We start from the raw sequence: 23,498 nt of genomic DNA on the forward strand, positions 1-23,498 counted from the left end.
CTGTATCCATGAGGTCAAATGTGGGAGCGAGCCTGCTCGCGATGAGGTCCGTACTAGCAACATCAAACCATCATGCCTACTCAGCCCTTGGCCAACACACGCCCAAGGGCTGGTGACTGGCGCACAACTTGCTTTCGCACACTCCCTCGCGGTGGTTTTCCGTCATCGCTGACGCCTCTGGAATGTGACCGGTCGCCTAATGAATACGACGTTTTCCTGCGTAGGGTGCGGCAAGTGCTGCACCGACCACCATGTGCCCCTGACCCTCGCCGAGGCCCGGATGTGGGCGGCTGACGGCGGTGCCGTGATCGTGCTGGTGGAAGGTTTTCTCGGCAATGGCCTGGGCCTTCCGGCCTTGCAACGCGAGCACGCCGAACGCCGTTCCGTGGTGGTGCCCAGCGGTGTGACCCAGGCCCATGTAGCGATTACCTTCGCTGCGTACAACGCCGGTCGCTGCCGGAATCTTGACGAAGACAACCTCTGCCGCATCTACGAGCGCCGGCCGCTGGTATGCCGCATCTACCCGATGGAAATCAATCCGCACATTCCCCTGACGCCAACCGTCAAGGACTGCCCGCCCGAATCGTGGGAGCAAGGTCCTGCGTTGATCGTCGGCGGTCAGTTGGTTGATCAGGCATTGGCCGACCTGATCCAGCGCTCGCGTCAGGCAGACCGCGACGATGTTCAGGCCAAGGAAGCGATTTGCGAACTTCTGGGGATTCGCACCACGGCGCTCAAGGGTGACGGGTTTACCGCCTACCTGCCGGACATGGCGGCGTTTGCCTCGGCGATTGATCAGGTTCAGGCAGCGCCGTTGCCGGGTTCGGCCGGTGAATGGCTGTTCCATGTGTCGGGCAACGACATTGCTGAGCAAGTGCGGGCCGCTGGCGCGAACGTGGTCACGGCAGAACCGCTGAACTATGCGTTTATCTCGTTGCGCGCGGCCTGAGATTTATAACCGAGAGGGACAACTCAGCGCTTGCCCATCGAGCGACGGGTGCCAGGAGGCGCTGCGCCCGGGACCTTGGTGTGGCCATTCTTGGCGCCGTTCTTGTACCACGGCTGGCTGGCGTTTTTGGCGGAGGCCAACTCGCCCGGTTTGAACGGGAACTTGAAGGCCGGAATCACCGCTTTGGTTTCGCTGTCGGCGCTGGAGTCGACGCTGTCTGGCAGGTCAGCCTGTTCGTCAGCAGCAGGCGCTTGTATCGGGGAAGTCATGAATGCTCCGGGTGTTACAGTGAGTCGGGCCCGATGGGTGGGCCGCGAAAGGCCGGCAGTATACCTGCGCGCCCGTGATCTTTAACCTCCCGACGCATGAATGGTCACCTTTGCTGACAGCCCTGTCAGTTAGCCGTCACCCTGCTGACCGCAACGAAGGACTATAACTAGGCCATTATTTCCCGTCTTTTTGCCCCGGCGTTCGATGCTCATGCCCATTCCAGGAAAAAAACTGCTGATCGCCGCGTTACTGGTGACGGTCACTGCCGTGGCCATTGGCGTTGCGCTCAAACCGGCGACGAGCAAACTCGCGGCCCCCACCGCGATTCCGGTACGGGTGGTCAGCGTTGTCGAACGCGACGTGCCGCGCTATGTCAGCGCGATTGGCTCGGTGCTGTCGTTGCACAGCGTGGTTATTCGTCCGCAGATCGATGGCATCCTCACCCGACTACTGGTCAAGGAAGGTCAGTTGGTGAAGGCCGGTGACCTGCTGGCAACTATCGACGATCGCTCGATCCGCGCCAGCCTCGATCAGGCCCGTGCGCAATTGGGCGAAAACCAGGCGCAGTTGCAGGTCGCCGAGGTCAACCTCAAACGCTACAAATTGCTGAGTGTCGATGACGGGGTTTCCAAGCAGACTTACGACCAGCAACAAGCCCTGGTCAATCAGTTGAAAGCCACGGCGCAGGGCAATCAGGCGGCCATCGATGCGGCGCAGGTACAACTCTCCTACACACAGATTCGCTCGCCGGTGACGGGCCGCGTCGGTATTCGCACCGTGGATGAAGGCAACTTCCTGCGCATGAGCGATACCCAGGGATTGTTCTCGGTCACCCAGATCGACCCGATTGCCGTCGAGTTCTCCCTGCCACAGCAAATGCTGCCGACGCTGCAACGGTTGATCAGCGCAACCCCGCCGGCTGACGTGAATGCCTACCTCGGCGCCGACACCAATGGCCAGACCGGCGACCTGCTCGGCGAAGGCCATCTGACGCTCATCGACAACCAGATCAATGCCAACACCGGGACCATTCGCGCCAAGGCCGAATTCAGCAACGCCGGGCAAAAACTCTGGCCCGGGCAACTGGTGACCGTGAAGATCCAGACCGCCGTCGACCAGCATGTGCTGGTGGTGCCGCCGTCGGTGGTCCAGCGCGGGCTGGATCAGCATTTCGTTTACCGGGTCAATGGCGACAAGGTCGAATCGGTTCCGGTGCAAATGGTCTATCAGGACAGCGGGCTGAACATCATCACAGGGGTAAAGGCCGGTGATGTGCTGGTCAGCGATGGTCAGTCGCGGCTCAAGCCCGGTGCCAGCGTGCAGATTCTCGGCGAGCCGCCAGCGCTCACGCAAAGCACTGCGGCGGAGCAACAGCCATGAAAGTCCATGGCGGTATTTCGGCCTGGTGCATCGACCATCCGGTCGCCACGGCACTGCTGACCTTCGCCCTGGTGCTGCTGGGCTTGATCGCCTTCCCGCGCCTGCCCGTCGCCCCTTTGCCGGAAGCCGAGTTCCCGACCATTCAAGTCGCCGCGCAGTTGCCCGGCGCCAGCCCCGACACCATGGCTTCGTCGGTGGCGACGCCGTTGGAGGTGCAATTCAGCGCCATCCCCGGCATGACCCAGATGACCTCCAGCAGTGCCTTGGGTTCGACCAACCTGACCCTGCAATTCACCCTCAACAAAAGCATCGACACCGCCGCGCAGGAAGTTCAGGCCGCGATCAACACCGCCGCCGGCAAGCTGCCCAAGGACATGCCGACGCTGCCGACCTGGCGCAAGGTCAACCCGTCCGACAGCCCGGTACTGATCCTCAGCGTCAGCTCGACGCAAATGCCCGGCACCGAACTCAGCGACTACGCCGAAACCCTGCTGGCGCGGCAATTGAGCCAGATCGACGGCGTCGGCCAGATCTACATCACCGGCCAGCAACGCCCGGCCATTCGGGTCCAGGCCTCGGCCGACAAACTCGCCGCCATCGGCCTGACCCTGGCCGATGTGCGCCTGGCCATTCAGAAAACCAGTCTCAACCTGGCCAAGGGTGCGCTGTACGGTGAGTCGAGCATTTCCACGCTATCAACCAACGATCAACTGTTCCATCCCGACGAGTACGGCCAGCTCATCGTCTCCTACAAGAACGGTGCACCGGTCCAGCTCCGGGACATCGCCACCGTGGTCAGTGGCTCGGAAGACGCCTACGTCCAGGCCTGGTCCGGCGATCGGCCGGGGGTCAACCTGGTGATCCTGCGGCAACCGGGCGCGAACATCGTCGACACCGTGGACCGGATTCAAGCCGCGTTGCCGGGCCTGCAAGCGATGCTTCCGGCGTCAATTCAGGTCAACGTGCTGATCGACCGGACCCAGACTATCCGCGCTTCACTGCACGAAGTGGAAGTCACCCTGCTGATCGCGGTCCTGCTGGTGGTCGCGGTGATGGCGCTGTTCCTGCGCCAGTGGTCGGCGACACTGATCGTTTCCAGCGTACTCGGGGTCTCGCTGATCGCCAGTATCGCGCTGATGTACATCATGGGCTTCAGCCTGAACAACCTGACGCTGGTGGCGATCGTCATTTCCGTGGGGTTTGTGGTCGACGATGCGATTGTGGTGGTGGAGAACATCCACCGCCACCTGGAGGCCGGCGACGGCATGCGCGAGGCGGCGATCAAGGGCGCTGGAGAGATCGGCTTTACCGTGGTCTCGATCAGCTTCTCGCTGGTGGCGGCGTTTATTCCGCTGCTGTTCATGGGCGGCGTGGTCGGCCGGTTGTTCAAGGAGTTCGCCTTGACCGCCACCTCGACCATCATGATTTCGGTGGTGGTGTCGTTGACCCTGGCACCGACCATGGCCGCCCTGTTCATGCGCGCGCCGGTACACGACGCCCATGCCAAACCCGGTTTCGGGGAGCGCCTGCTGGCGCTGTATGAACGCGCACTGCGCCGCGCCCTGGCGCATCAGAAACTGATGCTGGGGATCTTCAGCCTGACGCTGTGCATGGCGGTTGCCGGCTACGTGTTTATCCCCAAAGGTTTCTTCCCGATACAGGACACCGGTTTTATCCTCGGCACTACCGAAGCCGCCGCCGACGTGTCGTTTCCGGAGATGGTGAAAAAGCACCAGGCCCTGGCCGACATCGTCGCCGCCGACCCGGCAGTGCAGACCTTCTCCCATTCGGTGGGCGTTTCCGGCAGCAACCAGACCATCGCCAACGGGCGCTTCTGGATCTCCTTGAAAAAACGCGGCGACCGCGATGTGTCCGCCAGCGCCTTCATCGACCGGATTCGTCCGCAACTGCTGAAGGTCCCGGGCATTGTGCTGTACCTGCGCGCCGGGCAAGACATCAACCTCAGCTCCGGCCCCAGCCGCGCCCAGTATCAATACGTGCTCAAGAGCAACGACGGTCCGACACTGAACCTCTGGACCCAGCGCCTGACCGAAAAACTGCGCAGCATCCCGGCGTTCCGCGACATTTCCAACGACCTGCAACTGGGCGGCAGCATCACCCACATCCACATCGACCGTGCCGCTGCGGCGCGTTTCGGGCTGACCGCCAGCGATGTCGACGAGGCGCTTTATGACGCCTTCGGCCAACGGCAGGTCAACGAGTTCCAGACCGAAATAAACCAGTACAACGTTATCCTCGAACTCGACACCCGCCAGCGCGGCAAGGCTGAAAGCCTCGCCTATTTCTACCTGCGTTCGCCGCTGAGTGGCGAGATGGTGCCGTTGTCGGCGCTGGCCCGTTTCGATGCGCCAACCATCGGCCCGTTGTCCATCGCCCACGACGGCATGTTCCCGGCCGCCAACCTGTCGTTCAACCTGGCGCCCGGCGTGGCCTTGGGTGATGCGGTGATTTTGCTCAATCAGGCGAAGAACGACATCGGTATGCCGGCCTCGGTCAACGGCAATTTCCAGGGCGCGGCCCAGGCGTTCCAGAGTTCACTGGCCAGCCAGCCGTGGCTGATTCTGGCGGCGCTGGTGGCGGTATACATCATTCTTGGCGTGCTCTATGAAAGTTTCGTGCACCCGCTGACGATCATCTCGACCTTGCCTTCCGCTGGCCTCGGCGCCTTGATACTGCTCTGGATCCTCGGCCAGGACTTCTCGATCATGGCGTTGATCGGCCTGGTGCTGCTGATCGGTATCGTCAAGAAGAACGGCATCCTGATGATCGACTTCGCCCTCGACGCCCAGCGCAATCGCGGGCTGTCCCCGCAAGAAGCAATTTTCGAGGCATGCCTCACGCGGTTCCGGCCGATCATGATGACCACCCTCGCCGCCCTGCTCGGCGCGCTGCCGCTGATGCTCGGTTACGGCACCGGCGCCGAACTGCGCCAACCGCTGGGGATCGCGGTGGTCGGCGGTTTGCTGGTCAGCCAGGCGCTGACGCTGTTTACCACGCCAGTCATATACTTATGGCTTGAGCGGGTGTTCCATCGCTCCACACCAGCGCCTGCGCTGGCGACCACACACTGAGGCGGGTCATGCGCGTTCTGATTATCGAAGACGAAGAGAAAACCGCGGATTATCTTTACCGCGGCCTGACCGAACAGGGTTACACCGTGGACCGCGCGCCGGACGGCGTCGAAGGTTTGCACCTGGCGCTCGAAAACGATTACGCGGTGATCATCCTCGACGTGATGCTGCCGGGTCTCGACGGCTACGGCGTGCTGCGCGCCCTGCGTGCCCGCAAACAGACCCCGGTGATCATGCTGACCGCCCGTGAGCGTGTCGAAGACCGGATCAAAGGCCTGCGCGACGGTGCCGACGATTACCTGGGCAAACCTTTCTCGTTCCTCGAACTGGTCGCCCGCCTGCAAGCCTTGACCCGCCGCAGCGGCGGCCATGAGCCGGTGCAAGTGACCATCGCCGACCTGTGGGTCGACTTGATCAGCCGCAAGGCCACCCGTGCCGGTACGCGGCTGGACCTGACCGCCAAGGAGTTCTCGCTGCTCAGCGTGCTGGCCCGGCGTCAGGGCGAAATTCTCTCGAAAACCGCGATTGCCGAGATGGTCTGGGACATCAATTTCGACAGCGACGCCAACGTCGTCGAAGTTGCGATCAAGCGTCTGCGGGCGAAGATCGACGGGCCGTTCGAAGAGAAACTGCTGCACACCATTCGCGGCATGGGCTATGTGCTGGAGAGCCGCAGTGCGCAGTAACAGTATCGCCCTGCGCCTGAGCGGCATGTTCACGCTGGTGGCGGCGCTGGTGTTTCTGTTGATCGGCTGGGCGCTGTATCAACAGGTCGAAAAGGGTTTGGCGCTGTTGCCGGCAGCCGAACTGGATGCGCGTTACAGCGTGCTCGAATCCACGGTCGGGCGCTTTGGTACGCCAGAGCACTGGGTGAAGATCAACAACAAACTCAACCTGCTTAGCGAAGAGGACAAGCGCATCAGCTTCTGGATCATCAGCGGCGATGCCAACTACGAGTACGGCAACATCACCCCGCAGATCCGTGCCTTGGCGCAAGGGCCAACCGGCAAGCGCGACGTACAACTGCCGGGTCAGCCCTATCCGATGAAAGTGCTGGTCAGCCAGTTTCCGGCCAAGGACCAGCGCCCACCGCTGCGCTTCATGATCGGCATCGACACGCAAACCTTCTATGAGACCCAGCATCACTTGCTGATCGCCTTGATCAGCCTGGCAATCATCGGTGTGCTGCTGGCCTCGGCGCTGGGTTACTGGGTGGCGCGAATCGGCCTCAAGCCGTTGATCAAGTTGTCGCAGGAAGCTCAACGACTGGCACCGCCGTTGCTGTCCTCACGACTGCAACTGTCGCCGCTGCCGCCAGAACTCAATCAGTTCGTCAGCTCGTTCAACTCGACGCTGGAGCGGGTCGAGCAAGCCTACACGCGACTTGAATCGTTCAACGCCGATGTCGCCCACGAACTGCGCTCGCCGCTGACCAACCTGATCGGTCAGACCCAGGTTGCCCTGACCCGTGGGCGCTCGGCGGAACACTACTTCGAAGTGCTGCAATCGAACCTCGAAGAACTCGAACGGCTGCGCTCGATCATCAACGACATGCTGTTTCTGGCCAGCGCCGACCAAGGCAGCAAGGCCACCAAACTGACCACCACCTCGCTCGCGGATGAAGTCGCCACCACTCTGGACTACCTGGATTTCATCCTCGAAGATGCGCAGGTCAAGGTTCAGGTCAGCGGTGATGCCCAGGTGCAGATCGAAATCGCGCACCTGCGCCGGGCGTTGATCAATCTGCTGAACAACGCTGTGCAGCACACGGCTCCCGGCCAGGTCATTCGGGTGCGGATCGATGTTCAGGAGCATCAGGTCAGTATCGGCGTCACCAACCCCGGTGAGCCCATCGCCAGTGAACATCTGTCGCGCTTGTTCGAGCGCTTCTACCGGGTCGACGCCTCGCGCAGCAACAGCGGCGCCAACCATGGACTGGGGCTGGCCATCGTCAAGGCGATCGCGCTGATGCATGGCGGCAATGTGTTTGTGCACAGCGATAACGGCGTGAATACCTTCGGGATTTATTTGCCAATCTGATTCCCCCCGCCGCTCCCTGTGGCGAGGGGGCTTGCCCCCGTTGGGCAGCGCAGCGGCCCCAAAACAAGTAACCGCAAATCGTCAGGCACACCGCACACGCTGGTTTTACGACTGCTTCGCAGCCGAACGGGGCGGTGCGGCGTTCCGACAAGCCCCCTCGCCACAGAAGCGCTTACCACAAAATTCCCCTCACTGTAGAAACCGCCTACTGTTGCTCTTGATGCAACAGTCCTTTATGCAATCCGCGCTTTTTCCCTACATCGAAGACCTTTACCTTGGCCACACCAAACAGCACTTGCCAAGCAAGAAGGTTTTCAAGATGTCCAACAGTATGGGTATTGCCAGCGCTTTCGTTTTGTCGTCCTTGTTCTTGTCTCCCTTTGCCATGGCTGAAGAGTCGCCGGCATTTGTCGCGCACAATGCTGCGCGTGCCGAAGCCTTCGACAAGGCCCAGGCTGAACTAACCGCAAAAGCACAGAAGTCTGAGCAAACCCGTCAAACATCGGCCAGCCAGGCTCAACCACAGGTTGAAAAAGACAGCTGATCGGCAACACCACTCAGTTTCCCTCGACACTTCTCAGGCTCTTTCCCTTGAGAAGTTGTCTTCAAGCCGCTGCTATCAGCGGCTTTTTTTCGTTGTGTATTTGTCAGGCATTCCTTCGTTATTACCCAATAAGAAACACCCGGATTATTAACTATAACAACGCTTGTTATTGACCCAAGGAGCTGTATCCCGCGTGAGCATCACCCTCAAACTCAGTCCGCTATTCATTGCAATGGCCGCAACGATGGCCACACATGTCCAGGCCGCCGACGATTCCAGCCACGAAGGTTTCGTTGAAGGCGCAAGCCTTAAACTCAACGCCCGCAACTACTACATGAACCGCAACCGTCAGCAGCAGACTGACGACAACATCGAATGGGGCCAGGGTTTCCTCGGGATCTTCGAATCGGGCTACACCCAGGGCACGCTCGGTTTTGGCGTGGATGCCAACGCCATGCTCGGGCTCAAACTCGACGGCGGTGGCGGCACCGATGGCTCGAGCATTCTGCCGATCAGCGATGGCAACGGCAAAGCACCGGGCTCGTTTTCAAGCGCTGGCGGCACCCTGAAAATGCGCGCCCTGGACACTGAGCTGAAAGCCGGCGACCTGTTCCTCAACAACCCGGTGATCGCCGGTGGCATGAGCCGCATGCTGCCGCAGACCTTTCGCGGCGTCAGCCTGACCAACCACAGCTTCGATGGCTGGCTTATCGAAGGCGGCCAGGCCAGCTTCACCAAGCCTTACAACCAGAGCGGGCACCAGCGTATCGGGACGTCCTACGGAAAACTGGCGGACGGCGACAAAAGCCAGCACCTGGACTGGGCCGGTGTGGCCTGGAGCGGCCTGCCGGGCCTGACCAGCAGCCTCTATGCGTCTGAGCTCAAGGACATCTGGAACCAGTACTACTACGACCTGGACTACACCTACGCGGTCAACGAGCTGGTCAGCCTCAACCCGGGCCTGCACTACTATCACACCCAGGACACTGGCGACGCACTGCTCGGAAAAATCGACAACAACACCTACAGCCTGCACTTCACCGTGGGTGTCGGCAGCCACAGCGTCACCGCCGCTTACCAGCGCGTGAACGGCAACACGCCGTTCGACTACATCGCCCAGGGCGACAGCATCTTCCTCGACAACTCGCAGCAGTATTCGGACTTCAACGGCCCGAACGAGCGCTCGTGGAAGCTCAAGTATGCCTATGACTTCGCCGGCGTCGGCGTGCCGGGCCTGACCTCCGCCGTGTCGTATTCGCGTGGCACGCTGGACCTGACCAAGGTCGACCCGAACAGCCGCGGTTATGCCAGCTTCTATAACGAAGCTGGAAAAAATGCCAAACACTGGGAGCGTGATGTCGATCTCAAGTACGTGGTCCAGGGCGGTACGGCCAAGGATCTGGCGGTGCGTCTGCAATGGGCCACCAATCGCGGCGGCAACGGCTACGGCGCGCTGGATACCGACACCGATGAATACCGGGTGATCGTCGACTACCCACTGAACGTTTTCTGAGAAAAATTCACAAAAAGGCCAGCACAGGCGCTGGCCTTTTTTGTATCCGGGATCTATACATGCACTGAGATAAACGAACTGATATCTGCAATGCCGCCCGGTGTGTCCGGGAACTACGCTGATGATGTCCCTGTGCAGAAATCAGAACCATGAGTGCAAACCGCACACACCATGCCATAACGGGCCCTACCCGCCGACCGGAATTCCTGCTGGTTCTCGGCAGCTCGCTGACCGTCGTCGCGATCATCGCCATCGTCACCTTCCTGCTGATCCGCGAACACGCCAATGCCATGCAGGCGGCCACGCGTGGTGCGACCAACATCGTGCAACTGATCGACGCCGATGTGCTGCGCAACGTCGAGCTCTATGACCTGTCACTGCAAGGACTGATCACTGCCGCCCAGCGCGACGACCTGCAGAAGGTTTCGCCGCAGATCCGCCACCTGGTGCTGTTCGACCGCGCGAGTACCGCACGTTACAAGGGTGATGTCCTGCTGCTCGACAAGCACGGCGATGTGATCGCCAACTCGTCGTCGATTCAGCCCAAAACAGGCAATTTTGCTGACCGTGACTACTTCCAGGCCCACGTCAGCAACAGCGACAGTGGGATGTTTATCAGTCGCCCGTTCAAACCCCGATGCGACTGCGCCGAGAACGATCAGTGGCGCATCAGCTTCAGCCGGCGCATCTCTTCGCCCACCGGGGAGTTTCTTGGCGTTGCCGTCGCGTCCATGCAACTGGAGTACTTTGATGAGCTGTTCAGCAGCCTGGACATCGGCTCTAACAGTACCCTCAACGTGCTCGACAAGGACGGCATACTGCTGGCGCAAAAGCCCATGCTGACCGATGCCAGCATTGGCAAGAGTTTCGGCAATCGCCCCAACGTCATACGCATCATGCGTGAAGGCAGTGGCAGCTTCAGCAGCCTGTCGAGCATGGACCACCAGGAACGCCTGTACACCTTCTCGCGCGTCGGCAACCTGCCGTTGACGGTCAGCGTCGCGCTCTCCATGGACGAAATCTTCGCCAGCTGGAGACGCACCGCGTACGTGATCAGTGGCGCAACCGGTGTGTTGTGTATCGGTTTGATGTGGCTAACCTTGCTGCTATGTCGCGAATTACGCCTGCGCCATCACGCCGAGCAGGAACTGGCGCAACAGGCCGCCATCGATGCCCTCACCGGCGTGGCTAACCGGCGGACGCTCGACCAGGTCCTGAACCGTGAATGGTCCCGCGCCCAGCGCTCGGGCAAACCGTTGTCGGTGCTGATGATCGACGCCGATCACTTCAAGTCGTTCAACGACCGTCACGGCCATCAAAGCGGCGACGATGCCTTGCGCGTGCTCGCCAGGGTCATCAGCGAAAACATCCGTCGCCCCTCTGATCTCGCCGCGCGCTATGGCGGTGAGGAGTTTGCCGTGGTGCTGGCCGAGACTGACAACAGCGGTGCACTGCGGATTGCCGAAAATATCCGCGCTGCAGTCGAGCAATTGCCACCGTTCGAAGGCGACGAATCCCCCATCACTGTCAGCATTGGCCTCAGCACCTCGACAGGGCAATCGGGCGAGAGCCTGGAAAACCTGATGTATGCAGCCGACAAAGCGCTGTATCAGGCCAAGCACCGAGGGCGTAACCAAGTGGTCGCCGGTTGAAAGATCGCAGCCAGTCGTCGGAGCTGCCGCAGGCTGCGATCTTTTAAAAGAACCATGAAAAGGCCAATGCCGAGCGTTGGCCTGTTTCTTTTGAGCAGCTTCTACGGAATGCAGGTTCTCAAAAAAGACAGTTGATTGAGCCACTGTCAGGACATCGAGAGTGCTGAAGCATGACCCATGGCCATCGTCCGTTTCATTCGATTAGTTGTCCTAATTGAGCATTTTCGTAACCCTGGCAGTTACGTAACCTGATCACAGGTAAATGCCAAGTACAGGGATACGTCTTGAATAGTTTTATTCACACATCTCATCGAAATGATAATGATCATGCGCGGCTCGAAATAATAAAAAGAAACGATCAGGGCGCAACCGCTGCATTGACTTATATCCGGGATATCTATCAACGACGTTACAACGCCGAGATTACTCCCAACCCCGACCTGCTGATTTCCCGTCGCGACCGCACAAGCGGAACGCTAACCGCCTGCGCGGGAATTTCCTTTGCATCGCCCACCAACCAACTTTTTTCCGAGCGTTATTTCGACAGCCCGGTCGAGAGCGTATTGGAGTTGCTGACTCAGCGGGTATCGCGCCGTGAACAAATCGTGGAAATCGGTTCGCTGGCTTCTGACGACCCCAATGCGGCGGCTGAGATCATCCGTGCCTTGCCGATTCTCACCTGGTTCATGGGGGTCAAGGCGATCTTGTGCACCTCGACGCGCCGGTTGCGCACCTTATTCGAATACCACGGTATTCCACTGCGCATCATCGGGGACGCCGACATCAATCGCCTGTCGGCACTGGAGCGGCAACAGTGGGGGAGTTACTACGCGCAATCGCCCAAGACCGGAGTGATCCTGCTGGAAGAGTGCTCCCACCTGTTCAATCAATTTTGCGGAAGACTGACGTTCTCCGCCTTTGAACATCTCACCGCTACTACCAAGCAGATCGCCGCATGAATGTCCTTACTGAAATCATGGTTCAGGCGCAACGCACGCCTGACGCGGCGGCCGTAGTGCAATTGGCGGAGGCCCCCGCCATCACCGAGTCGGTAGCCCTGACGTACCAGCAGTTAGTAACGCAAGCTCAAAACCTGGCCTGGAAAATTGAGGGTGAGACGCTACCGTCAAGCTCCGTCGGCATTGTGATGGGCAACAGCCCCCAGTGGGTGTTGGCCGATCTGGCGCTGATGATCAGCAAGCGTGTGGAGGTGCCGGTGCCGCTGGCTTTTTCCGCAGACCAGGCGGCGCATTTGTTACAGGGGTGCGCACTGGTCCTGATCGATGAAATGGGTGCTCGCAAGCTTCAGGAGTGGCGCACTAACGGGCTCGAGTTGTCGGCAACCGTGCGCTCGGTAGCCTTGGAGACTCAGGCTGCAGCGCACCCCATGCCGGACCCCGTCGCTTGCGAATCGGGCGCCGACAGCGTGATCAAGGTCATTCACACTTCCGGCACGACTTCAAAACCCAAGGGCGTGAAGATTCGGCGCGACGGCTTGAGTGCATTAGTCCAGGCCCTATGGCAGAGAGCCCGGCGCGATGATTACCAACGCTATCTGGTGCTGGTGCCTTTGAGCCTGCTGATTGAACAGGTCACAGCACTTTACATGCCATTGACCTCCGGTGGTGCGGTGGTGCTGCCGCCCGCCAGCCTGCCGCCATTGGGCAGCCCCGGTGTGATCGCCGACGAACGCCTGGCTCTGATTTGCAGCGCCCGGCCAACGGCGATGACCCTGACGCCCGCGCTGGTGGAAGCCATTGCCCACCGCGCTGAAACCTTGGGCCTCTCAGAGCACCAACGTATCGAACAACTCTTTGGTACACCGCGATTGCCATTGTTGGCAGCCGGCGGGGCGCCTGTGGAGCGTGAGGTTCTGTTCCGCCTGCAGCAATTGGGCATCGATATTTTCCAAGGCTATGGCCTCAGTGAGAACAGTTCGGTGGCGACCTGGAACTTCCGTGGCGCCAACCGCCTGGGCAGTGTCGGGCAGGCATTGCCCCACGTGGAGCTACGCCTGGCCGAGGATGGTGAATTGTGCCTGCGCAGCAGTTCGCTGTTTGCCGGGTACTCCAACGAGGATCCCAGCAGCTGCGTCATCGACGCCGAAGGCTGGCTGCATACCGGTGACCTGGCCAGCATCGACCCGGATGGGTTCGTCAGCATCATTGGCCGCAAGAAAACCATGATCATCACCGCCAATGGTCGCAACGTGTCGCCGGAGTGGCTCGAGTCGGCCTACCGCCAGGTACCGGGCGTCGAACAGGTGATTGTCTTTGGCGATCGCCAGGTGTTTCTGGGCGGGTTGTTCATTATCAATGCTCACGCAAGGCCGGCCGAGGTCAGAGCGGCAATCGCGCGTTTTGCCCGCGAGCATCTCAACGAAATCGAACAGATTCCGCATCCCGTACTGATCGCCCATAGCGAAGAGGTCATGGGACGGCTGTTCACGGTCACCGGACGACCACGCCGCACTGAGCTGTCGGCGTTCCTGAAGGATTCAACTGTGAGGATTTGTGCATGAAGCTCGACACCCTGCCCCATACCGCCCATGGCGGCCTGATTGTGATGCCGGGCGCACCACAGGAATTGAGCGCGCTGGCGCCGCATTATTTGAAGCACCTGTTAGCCACCCACGGCTATCTGGTGCTACGCGGATTCGAGCACAGTATCGAAAGCTTTTCCCGGCTGGTGCGTCAGAACAGCAGCAGGATCAGCCTGGACCCGGCGCGTAGCTTCGATGGCGATACGGCTCAGAAAGTCGATGCCGGTCTGGATAGCGTTGGCTTGCACTGTGAAAACGGTAATAGCCCATTCTGGCCGGACCTTTGCTGGTTCTATTGCCAGATACCGCCTGCACGGGGATCGCAAACGACCTTGTGCGATGGCAATGCCGTTTACCAGCACTTGAGCCCCGCGCAGCGTTCGGCTTTTACCGAGCGGGACATCATGTATGCCCGGCGAGTGGAAGAACACAAGTGGAAGACCTATGCCTTCCACGCGCTGGCGCAAGGCAAAAATGCGCCCGCCAGCGTCGAGGCCGTCACCCTGCAGGATCTGCTGTCGCTCACCGCCGAGGACGCGTCCTCGCAGATCGATCTCAACGAGGACGGCTCGATTACCTATCGTTTTCACACACCCGCCATCCGTACCAGCCGGCTTGGCAGCGCGGAAGAACTGCATTTCGCCAACAGTATTTTCGGCCCGTCCAACCATTACGAGGCACCGCGGATCACCTACGCAGATGGTGAGCCTATCGACCCGCAGTTACTGGAGGAGGTGGACGCGATTTGCCAGCGCTTGACGGTAGACGTCGGCTGGCAGCGCGGTGACGTGGTGCTGATCGACAACACCCGGGTCATGCATGGGCGTCGACCTATCGACGATCCATCCCGAACCATTTTCAACGCCCTTTCCTATATCGATTGAGAGACTTGCCCATGAACGCCTTGAAAGCCATCAACCAACTGGCTCATATCAATTATCTTCACCCCAATCGCATGGATTGGGAGTGCGCACGTACCGATGCCGAATTGCAGTTCCTGTCAAAAGCCCTGGTCGGGCAAGCCGACCAGCCGGAAAAGGCCGTGGCTTATCTGTACAAGGAGCTGGGGCAGTTGGCCGAAATCGAAATGCACGTTGCCAACACTATGACGCGGATCCTCTGCGAAGTGCAGGCCGAGAGCAATAATGTCCTGGCTGCAGGCGACGCCCTGTATGGCGCGTTGTCGTGTTTCGCCTCGGAAGAAATCAACCATGCCAGTAGCTTCTATCAGTACATCAGGCACCTGTCCGGGCGCGATATAAAGCTCAAGGACAATCTGTTCAACGAGCGGCGGGCACTCTACGACGGCAACGACTCACCTATCGTCAAACTGGCCGCCCTTTGTGCAACTGCCTATGTAGGTGAGTCCGTCATCACGGTTTTCGAACGTCGGTTGAAGGTGCTCGACCCCATGCAGCAAAGCCTGCTGACCCGCCTGCTGCATTTTCATGGTCTGGATGAGGCGCGACACATCCAGTGTGATCACTTCATCTTTGAGCAAGTGATCCCCTCATTCACCGCGTCTGAACGTCGGCGAATGCACCAATTGATACAGGACACCGAGGAAATGAACACTCAGTTGGCCATTACCAGTGCCGAGCAAATCAAGGCGGCATTCAATCTGGATTACGCGCAAGACAACAAGGCCGCCAGTACTCAGTTGGACATGACGCTGCGCTTCAAAGAGATCATCCAGTCGCACGACCTGATTCGCAATGTCGATGAGCACATGGATGTCGATACTGCGGCCATCGTGTGGGAATTTTCCAGGGCCAACACGATTCACACCCAATACTTCCACTGAGGACGCCGGCATGAAGCCGCAAACGCTTGCACCCATTGACTCGATCAGCCAGGAGAAGCATTCCCTGAGCGTCCTGGCAGTGCTCGTCGCTCTGTTTCTCGCTGCGATGGACAGCACCGCAGTCAGCACCATACTGCCGCAGATCAATGCGCAAATGCAGGACACAACGCTCTATCCCTGGGTTGTCTCGGGCTTCTTGCTGCCTCTGGCACTCATTGCGCCGCTGGCCGGCGCACTGGCTGATCGGTTCGGGATTTCTTCAATGATGAAAGTCAGCCTGCTGATCTTCATCGCCGCGTCGGCAGTGGTTGCCAGTAGCCAGAGCATGGTCATGCTGATTGCAGGCAGAGCCCTGCAAGGCATCGGGGCTGGTGGCATCATCGTTCTTTCCTACTCGATGCTGGCATCGCTCTTCGAAGGGCCAAAGCGTGCCAGCATGCAGGGAATGCTCAGCAGCGTCTGGGGCCTGGCTGCAGTATTGGGCCCTGTTGCTGGTACGGTACTGGGCAGCACCTTGAGCTGGCGTGCAGTTTTTTGGCTCAATCTGCCACTGGGCTTTTTGGCATTGATGGTGCTGTTTTTCACACCCGTGATCGGCCGAGGTCAATCAGCCAGGACTGTGGATCCCATAGCGCAGTTTTTTTTGGCCATCGCCGCGTGTGCGGGACTGTTCATGTTGAGCAGTCAGCACCTTGACATGATCCCGCACCCGATATCGACGCTGGCGATTGTGATGCTCATCAGTCTTGTGGCACTGGTAGCTCGAGTCCGCGCTACACCCGCCGGCAGTCCGGTGCCGTTGGGTTTCTTTGATCGGCCTGCGCTGGGAGCGGTCATGGCTTTGGTGGTTATCTCGAGCATCGGCTTGTACGCCACGGTCAGCTTGTTGCCCATCGCTCTCAGCCATACGTCGGGCAGCGCATTGTCGACAGGGGTGCTGATCATGCTGGCCGCGGTAGGCTGGGTGGTAGGCGCGACCATCTGTGGCAAGCGTCTGTCGAGCGTCGGCTTCAGGCCCATGGCGATAGCTGGGATGTCGATGCTGATGCTCGGTTGCATAGGGGTGGCTGCGGGACTGCAATGGTCGCAGTGGTTGGCCATTGGTGCAGGCCAGGTACTGGTCGGGCTGGGGATGGGCTTGACGGCCACTACGACCCTGGTGCTCGCGCAGAACAGCGCCCCGCATGATCAGTTGGGAGCCTACACGTCCACGGTGCAATTTCTACGTAACCTTGGCGCAGCGTTCGGCGTCAATGCGATGGTGGCTATTGCGCTGTACCTGCCGCCCAACCTGGCCTACCAGGTCACTTTCCTGCTGCTTGGTCTTTTGATGACGGTAGGTTTACTCTTCGCCTTTGGACTGCCTTCGCGCGGCGGACCGCATAAAAGGTAGACGGAGTAGTAATGCGTTTCGCTGACATGGATCACACAGCATTAGTTATTGAAAGGCAGTTGACCAGGATGGCCGATGAGGAGAGCGAGCCTCATCGACACCATCTCGGGCAATTCGTGTTAGTGAAAAAGGGCGTGCTCCATGGCAATGCCGTCGAGCAACGCTGGTTGCTCAAACCGGGAATGGCGGTCTGGATTCCGCCACAAACCTTACACTCTGGTGAGGCTTACACACAGGTAGACCTCACGGTCTTGTACCTTGGCCCTGAGCTGTGCGAACGCTTCTCTCCGAGCATCAAGCTGATCGATGCATCCCTGCTGATCATCGCTCTGTGCGACCGATTGGCCGAGGAAAGCACTCGGCCGCTTTCCGAACAACGGCGCGGCAGCATGTTGCAATTGTTGTTCGAGGACATCGAAGAACTGGCGCCCAGCAATATGGTCCTGCCTTTACCGCGTGACGCACGGCTCAAGCGTGTCACCGAGCAACTGATTGCCAGGCCCGGGATGCGTAAGAACCTGACCGAATGGGGTCGCGAGGTAGGCGCCACCGAGCGGACTCTGGCGCGCCTGTTTCGCAAGGATACCGGTTTACGTTACACGGACTGGCACAACCGTCTGCTGCTCGTGGAGGCATACCGTGGCCTGGCGGTCGAGAACACCAACGAGACCCTGGCGCAGCACCTGGGATTTGCCTCGGGCGATTCGTTTGGTCACTGGTTTCGGCGCGTCACCGGCAGCAGTCCTGGCAAGGTGCGCAGTACCTTGCAGGCCGCGAGCACGGGAACGCTGGAGGGCCTGGCGTAAATATGTCGGTTTTGTTCGATCATCCGTCCCTCCGAATCATTTTAGACAACAACGTACTGCCTTAGCCTAGACACCTCCAATCAATGAGGTTGATAGCTAATGATCCACTACGAAGTATTCAAGATCGTTCACGCACTGGCTGCAGTAGCCGCTACCGGCCCGTTACTGTTTGCCCCCTGGCTTTCGGCCAGGCTCAAAAACTGCAGCGATGCGACCAAACCGTTGTTGCTGGGAGGCCTGGCTTTCAGTGACCGCTTGTATAACGTTGCCGGTTGGGGGCTGATCCTCAGCGGCATTCTGATGTTCTGGCTGAAGGATTGGCAGCGTAGTTTCGAGGTATGGTTTCTGCTCAGCGTCGCCATCTTTACCCTTGATTCGGTGTTCGAAAAACGTTTACGCGACCCGGCCAACGAAGTCCTTGAGGCAACGAGCCCAGGCGCGGAGCAATGGCTGCCGGCTGCTCAGCAGATCCATCTGGGGGTTGTAGGTCAGGCGACATGCACGTCACTGATCCTGCTGGTGATGCTGCTGCAAAGCCATTTGGAACTGAATCTGTTAACCCTGAAAATCTTCTGATGCGCCACTTGGCACACTACAGAAAAATAAAGCACGGCCGTCCAAAGCATCATTGGCTTCGGCGCCGTGTCATCAGTATCCACTAGGAGGCGGATTCACATCCGCCGTCCTCTCATTCCACCGTACGTACAGTTTCGCAAATGGCGGTTCAGGTTATGCGGCTAAGCCGGTGGATCGTATCTACGTCGCAGCGTTCCGTTCAAGTACCGGGCTTTGACGATGTTGGCCGCCTCTATTCGCCTCCTGTTCGTCAGGCCGGCATTTTGCCTCGGGCTTCCTTCAGATTCGCAGTCGCCCGCGCCCCCCAATTGCCTTTGGCTAACACTTCCCCCTCGCCGGGTGTATAGAAGACGTCCACCTCCAAGTCACTAGCGTGGCCACCACAGCCAAGCTGGTTGCGTTTGCGCGCAACGCGCCATGCCTTACGCACCATAAAAAAAGGCCACCCGAAGGCAGCCTTTAAAAACTAGAGAGGTTTTTGCTTACACGGCCGCAACGGGACGCATGTAAGAGATCGGTGCAGTGCTGGCGTCTTGAAACGTCACGACTTCCCAAGCATCTTTCTGCTCAATCAATTTGCGCAGAAGCTGGTTGTTCAGGGCGTGGCCCGACTTGAAGCCTTTGAACTCACCAATCAGGCTATTGCCCAGCAGGTAGAGGTCACCAATTGCATCGAGGATCTTGTGCTTCACAAATTCGTCTTCGTAGCGAAGGCCGTCTTCGTTCAGTACACCATCCGCGTCGACCACGATGGCGTTTTCAACGCTACCGCCGAGTGCGAGGTTGTGCTTGCGCAGGTACTCGATATCACTCATGAAACCAAAGGTCCGGGCGCGGCTGACTTCTTTTACGAACGAAGTGCTGGAAAAATCCACGCTGGCACTTTGAGTACGGTTACGAAACACCGGGTGATCGAAATCGATCTCGAAGCTCACTTTGAAGCCTTCGAAAGGGACGAAAGTGGCGCGCTTGTCGCCGTCTTCCACTGTCACTTCACGCAGGATCCGGATGAACTTCTTGGCTGCGTCCTGTTCTTCCAGGCCAGCCGATTGAATCAGGAATACGAAGGGTCCAGCGCTACCATCCATGATCGGGACTTCGGACGCGGAGAGCTCGACGTAGGCGTTATCGATGCCCAGGCCAGCCATGGCCGAGAGCAAATGCTCCACCGTGTCCACTTTGACGTCACCGTTGACCAGTGTCGTCGACATAGTGGTTTCACCAACGTTTTCCGCGCGAGCAGGAATCTGCACCACAGGGTCCAGGTCGGCACGACAAAACACGATGCCAGTGTCTACAGGTGCTGGCTTGAGGGTCAGGTATACCTTCTCCCCGGAGTGCAGGCCTACACCTGTGGCACGGATAATATTTTTCAGGGTGCGTTGTTTAATCATGGCTTGGGCCGCTTCAGCGCAAATTGCGAACTGGTATCAACAAAGGCTGGCGATAATAGCAGACCAGACCTTTGCTGAACACCAATCACCTTCATAGCCCTGATACATTCCATCAATCGGCCTGACGACGCAGGAATGCCGGGATGTCCAGGTAGTCCAGATCGTCTTGCGGATTCATCTTCGCGGCAGTCGCAGCACCGGCTTGAGCCTGGTTGCGCATGACGGTCGGACGGTCCAGGTCACGGTAGTTTACCGCTGGCTGTTCCTGACGTGCAGGGGATTGTTGTTGTGGCTGCGAAGCCATGGAGGTGTGAACGGTGTTGTCGATGACCTTGACAGGCTTCTCGATTTTCGCGCCCAGACCGGTGGCAACCACGGTAACGTGCAGTTCGTCGCGCATGTCCGGATCGATAACGGTACCGACCTTGACCATGGCGTGTTCGGAAGCGAAGGCTTCGATGATGCTACCCACGTCGGAGTACTCACCCAGAGACAGGTCAGGACCGGCGGTGATATTCACCAGGATACCGCGAGCACCTTGCAGGTTCACGTCTTCGAGCAGCGGGTTACGGATAGCCGCTTCGGTCGCTTCACGCGCACGGTTAGGACCGCTGGCGCAGCCAGTGCCCATCATCGCCATGCCCATTTCGCTCATCACGGTACGGACGTCGGCGAAGTCGACGTTGATCATGCCCGGACGCTTGATGATGTCGGAGATACCGCGAACGGCACCGGCCAGTACATCGTCGGCCTTGGCGAAAGCCGACAAGAGGCTTGCGTCTTTACCGAGGATGGTCAGCAGCTTCTCGTTGGGAATGGTGATCAACGAGTCGACGCTTTCAGACAGCAGACGGATACCTTCGTCTGCGATCTGCATACGCTTGCGACCTTCGAACGGGAACGGACGAGTCACCACCGCAACGGTGAGGATTCCCATTTCCTTGGCCACTTCGGCAATGATCGGCGCAGCACCGGTACCGGTACCGCCGCCCATGCCGGTGGTGATGAACACCATGTTTGTGCCTTGCAGCACTTCGGCGATGCGCTCGCGGTCTTCCAGAGCGGCCTGACGACCGACCTCAGGGTTCGCGCCAGCACCCAGACCTTTGGTCACGCCGGTGCCCAATTGCAGGATGGTCCGCGCGCCGATGCTTTTCAGCGCTTGGGCATCAGTGTTGGCGCAGATGAACTCAACGCCTTCAATGTTGCTCTTGACCATGTGATTCACAGCGTTGCCGCCGCCACCGCCAACACCGATAACTTTAATAACCGGGCTTGCGGGGATGTTGTCTACGAGTTCGAACATTTTCCCTCTCCTTACATTCTCTAGTTTTTTCGCCTACTGCGCCTACTGCGTACAACGGTGCTGCGGTGTCACGGTGTTGCGGTAAATCTTCAGAAATTGCCCTGGACCCAGCTTTTGATGCGATCGATCAACGGGCTCTTGGCCTCGTCGTTGTTGTAGCTATCGCGACTGCTGCTGATCCCGGAGAAGGAAATGCCATCGGACTGCTTTTGCAGGCCATACATCAGCAAACCAACACCGGTGGAATAAATCGGGTTGCGCACTACGTCGTCCAGGCCTCTGACGCCATGCGGTACGCCCAGGCGTACCGGCATGTGGAAAATCTCTTCGGCCAACTCGACCGCGCCTTCCATCTTCGAAGTACCACCGGTCAGCACGATGCCGGCCGGGATCAGGTCTTCGTAGCCGCTGCGACGCAGCTCGGCCTGGATCAGCGTGAACAGCTCGTCGTAACGCGGCTCGACCACTTCGGCCAGGGCCTGACGGGACAGCTCGCGCGGCGGACGATCACCGACGCTTGGGACCTTGATGGTTTCACCGGCGCCGGCCAGTTTGGCCAGGGCGCAGGCGTAGCGGATCTTGATTTCTTCGGCGTACTGGGTCGGTGTGCGCAACGCCATGGCGATGTCGTTGGTCACCTGATCACCGGCAATCGGGATCACCGCGGTGTGACGAATCGCGCCTTCGGTGAAGATCGCGATGTCGGTGGTACCGCCACCGATGTCCACCAGGCATACACCCAGCTCTTTCTCGTCATCGGTCAGTACCGAGTACGCCGAAGCCAGCTGCTCGAGAATGATGTCGTCGATTTCCAGGCCGCAACGACGCACGCACTTTTCAATGTTCTGTGCAGCGTTCACCGCGCAGGTGACCACGTGGACCTTGGCTTCCAGACGTACGCCGGACATGCCCAAAGGCTCGCGCACGCCTTCCTGGTTATCGATCACGTAATCCTGCGGCAGTGTGTGCAGTACACGCTGGTCCGCCGGAATGGCCACGGCCTGGGCGGCATCGAGCACGCGCTCAAGGTCGGCCGAGCTGACTTCGCGATCACGAATCGCCACGATCCCGTGGGAGTTCAGGCTGCGAATGTGATTGCCGGCCACACCGACGAACGCCGAGTGAATCCGGCAGCCGGCCATCAGTTGCGCTTCTTCGATCGCACGCTGAATGGACTGCACGGTGGATTCGATATTCACCACCACGCCCTTCTTCAGGCCGCGGGAGGGGTGAGTACCGATCCCGACGATTTCCAGTTGGCCATCGGCCGCGACCTCGCCTACCAGCGCCACCACTTTGGAGGTGCCGATATCCAGACCGACGATCATTTTGCCGCTTTGCACGTTTGCCATGGTCCTGCCTCTTCTCAATTCTTCGCGACAGCGCGTTGGGCCGTCGTGGGCGCTACAGGTTCCCGCCAGCCAACGGCCAGGCCGTTGGCATAACGCAGGTCGATGCGCGCAATGTTCGTAATCTGTTCTTTAAGCGTCTTGTCGTAGATGGCAATGAAGCGGCGCATCTTTTCCACCAGGTGATCGCGACCCAGCAACAGCTCGATCCCAGGGCCCGCGCTACCCGCGCCAGTGGTCAGAAACCAACTGCCGCGTTCACGCAATTCCAGCCGGGCAATCGAGAAGCCCAATGGCCGTAACATCTGGCTCAACACCTGATACTGCTGCATCACTTGCTGCTGGGCCCGTTGTGGGCCGAACAGCTGTGGCAAATGTTCGTAGTTGGCCAATTCACGCGGCGTAAACGCCTGCCCCTGGTTGTTCAGCAGCGCTTCGTCACCCCAGCGGGCCACGGGCAGTTGCTCTTCCAGGCGAATCACCACTTGGTCAGGCCAGACGCGACGCACTTCGGCGTGTGCAATCCATGGCATCTGTTCCAGCTCGGTACGCATGCTCGCCAGGTCAATGGTGAAGAAGCTCGCCGCCACGTACGGGGCGATCCGCTGCTGCACCGCTTGCTGGCTGATGTAACTCAAATCGCCCTGCACGTTGATCTTGGTGATCGGCCGATCGGCGTACGGCAGCAAGCGCTGTGCACCTTCGTAAGTACCGAACCCCAATGCGACCAACAGCACGGGCCAGAACAAGGCTTTGAGAAAACCAAAATTGGCTTTCGGCAGGCGCACCGACATCGGCTCTTTGGCCACCATTCGACTGGCACCCCGCGGCACCGGCTTGCGGCCGGGTGCGGATGGCTGATGACGTAGCTGGGCGCCTTGCATGGTC

20 protein-coding genes are annotated in these 23,498 nt (G+C 59.4%); 15 read left to right on the forward strand and 5 right to left on the reverse strand.

The features are described from left to right. The first annotated feature begins 199 nt into the window (after window positions 1–199). The gene (locus BK658_RS13680) at window positions 200–949 is read left to right on the forward strand and encodes a YkgJ family cysteine cluster protein (protein ID WP_123582741.1); all 750 of its coding nucleotides are present in this window, start codon (window positions 200–202) and stop codon (window positions 947–949) included. 23 nt (window positions 950–972) lie between these two features. Here the strand turns inward: BK658_RS13680 and BK658_RS13685 are convergent, their stop codons facing one another. Continuing rightward, window positions 973–1,218 carry a hypothetical protein gene (locus tag BK658_RS13685; RefSeq protein ID WP_054595725.1) on the reverse strand — a complete coding sequence of 82 codons (246 nt, stop codon included), beginning with the start codon at window positions 1,216–1,218 and terminating at the stop codon, window positions 973–975. A 211-nt stretch (window positions 1,219–1,429) separates the two neighbouring features. Between BK658_RS13685 and BK658_RS13690 the strand changes: the two genes are divergently transcribed. From BK658_RS13690 to BK658_RS13755, 14 genes are all read left to right on the forward strand, one after another. After that, window positions 1,430–2,599, forward strand: coding sequence for an efflux RND transporter periplasmic adaptor subunit (locus tag BK658_RS13690; RefSeq protein WP_123582860.1), 1,170 nt, complete (start codon window positions 1,430–1,432; stop codon window positions 2,597–2,599). After that, window positions 2,596–5,691 (forward strand): multidrug efflux RND transporter permease subunit, encoded by a 3,096-nt coding sequence (locus BK658_RS13695; RefSeq protein WP_054595724.1) that lies wholly within the window; start codon window positions 2,596–2,598, stop codon window positions 5,689–5,691. The genes BK658_RS13690 and BK658_RS13695 overlap by 4 nt, the downstream gene beginning before the upstream one ends. A gap of 8 nt (window positions 5,692–5,699) precedes the next feature. Beyond that, entirely contained in the window at window positions 5,700–6,377 is a 678-nt protein-coding gene (locus BK658_RS13700; RefSeq protein WP_103319145.1) for a heavy metal response regulator transcription factor, read from the forward strand. Continuing rightward, window positions 6,367–7,731: a heavy metal sensor histidine kinase gene (locus BK658_RS13705; RefSeq protein ID WP_123582742.1), complete on the forward strand. Its 1,365-nt coding sequence runs from the start codon at window positions 6,367–6,369 to the stop codon at window positions 7,729–7,731. Before BK658_RS13700 ends, BK658_RS13705 begins: the two co-directional genes overlap by 11 nt. A 319-nt stretch (window positions 7,732–8,050) precedes the next feature. Further along, window positions 8,051–8,275 (forward strand): hypothetical protein, encoded by a 225-nt coding sequence (locus BK658_RS13710; RefSeq protein ID WP_123582861.1) that lies wholly within the window; start codon window positions 8,051–8,053, stop codon window positions 8,273–8,275. Between the two features lie 232 nt (window positions 8,276–8,507). Further along, the gene (locus BK658_RS13715; RefSeq protein WP_404943180.1) at window positions 8,508–9,788 is read left to right on the forward strand and encodes an OprD family porin; all 1,281 of its coding nucleotides are present in this window, start codon (window positions 8,508–8,510) and stop codon (window positions 9,786–9,788) included. Window positions 9,789–9,937: 149 nt separating this feature from the next. Beyond that, window positions 9,938–11,440, forward strand: a complete 1,503-nt coding sequence (locus BK658_RS13720; RefSeq protein ID WP_123582744.1) for a sensor domain-containing diguanylate cyclase — start codon at window positions 9,938–9,940, stop codon at window positions 11,438–11,440. 284 nt (window positions 11,441–11,724) lie between these two features. Beyond that, a complete protein-coding gene (locus BK658_RS13725; protein WP_123582745.1) occupies window positions 11,725–12,399 on the forward strand; it encodes a thermostable hemolysin in 675 nt (224 codons plus the stop codon). Then, window positions 12,396–13,961, forward strand: coding sequence for an AMP-binding protein (locus BK658_RS13730; RefSeq protein ID WP_123582746.1), 1,566 nt, complete (start codon window positions 12,396–12,398; stop codon window positions 13,959–13,961). Before BK658_RS13725 ends, BK658_RS13730 begins: the two co-directional genes overlap by 4 nt. Next, window positions 13,958–14,866: a TauD/TfdA family dioxygenase gene (locus BK658_RS13735; protein ID WP_123582747.1), complete on the forward strand. Its 909-nt coding sequence runs from the start codon at window positions 13,958–13,960 to the stop codon at window positions 14,864–14,866. The genes BK658_RS13730 and BK658_RS13735 overlap by 4 nt, the downstream gene beginning before the upstream one ends. Window positions 14,867–14,877: 11 nt before the next feature. After that, the gene (locus tag BK658_RS13740; RefSeq protein ID WP_123582748.1) at window positions 14,878–15,786 is read left to right on the forward strand and encodes a diiron oxygenase; all 909 of its coding nucleotides are present in this window, start codon (window positions 14,878–14,880) and stop codon (window positions 15,784–15,786) included. Between the two features lie 10 nt (window positions 15,787–15,796). Continuing rightward, window positions 15,797–17,179 carry an MFS transporter gene (locus BK658_RS13745; protein ID WP_123582749.1) on the forward strand — a complete coding sequence of 461 codons (1,383 nt, stop codon included), beginning with the start codon at window positions 15,797–15,799 and terminating at the stop codon, window positions 17,177–17,179. Between the two features lie 26 nt (window positions 17,180–17,205). Continuing rightward, a complete protein-coding gene (locus tag BK658_RS13750; RefSeq protein WP_259740084.1) occupies window positions 17,206–17,985 on the forward strand; it encodes an AraC family transcriptional regulator in 780 nt (259 codons plus the stop codon). A 99-nt stretch (window positions 17,986–18,084) separates the two neighbouring features. Beyond that, complete coding sequence (locus BK658_RS13755; protein ID WP_123582751.1) at window positions 18,085–18,561, forward strand: hypothetical protein; 477 nt, start codon at window positions 18,085–18,087, stop codon at window positions 18,559–18,561. 482 nt (window positions 18,562–19,043) lie between these two features. Here BK658_RS13755 and lpxC read toward each other — a convergent pair whose 3' ends face one another. The 4 genes from lpxC to BK658_RS13775 form a co-directional block, all read right to left on the reverse strand. Beyond that, window positions 19,044–19,955 (reverse strand): UDP-3-O-acyl-N-acetylglucosamine deacetylase, encoded by a 912-nt coding sequence (gene lpxC, locus BK658_RS13760; protein WP_123582752.1) that lies wholly within the window; start codon window positions 19,953–19,955, stop codon window positions 19,044–19,046. A gap of 112 nt (window positions 19,956–20,067) precedes the next feature. Next, entirely contained in the window at window positions 20,068–21,261 is a 1,194-nt protein-coding gene (gene ftsZ, locus BK658_RS13765; RefSeq protein ID WP_054595719.1) for a cell division protein FtsZ, read from the reverse strand. Window positions 21,262–21,350: 89 nt separating this feature from the next. Further along, a complete protein-coding gene (gene ftsA / locus BK658_RS13770) occupies window positions 21,351–22,613 on the reverse strand; it encodes a cell division protein FtsA (protein ID WP_019693553.1) in 1,263 nt (420 codons plus the stop codon). Window positions 22,614–22,627: 14 nt separating this feature from the next. Continuing rightward, window positions 22,628–23,494 carry a cell division protein FtsQ/DivIB gene (locus tag BK658_RS13775; RefSeq protein ID WP_054595718.1) on the reverse strand — a complete coding sequence of 289 codons (867 nt, stop codon included), beginning with the start codon at window positions 23,492–23,494 and terminating at the stop codon, window positions 22,628–22,630. Between the last annotated feature and the right edge of the window lie 4 nt (window positions 23,495–23,498).

It is taken from the genome of Pseudomonas brassicacearum, assembly GCF_003732175.1.
GTDB classification, from domain to species: Bacteria; Pseudomonadota; Gammaproteobacteria; order Pseudomonadales; family Pseudomonadaceae; genus Aquipseudomonas; species Aquipseudomonas brassicacearum_G.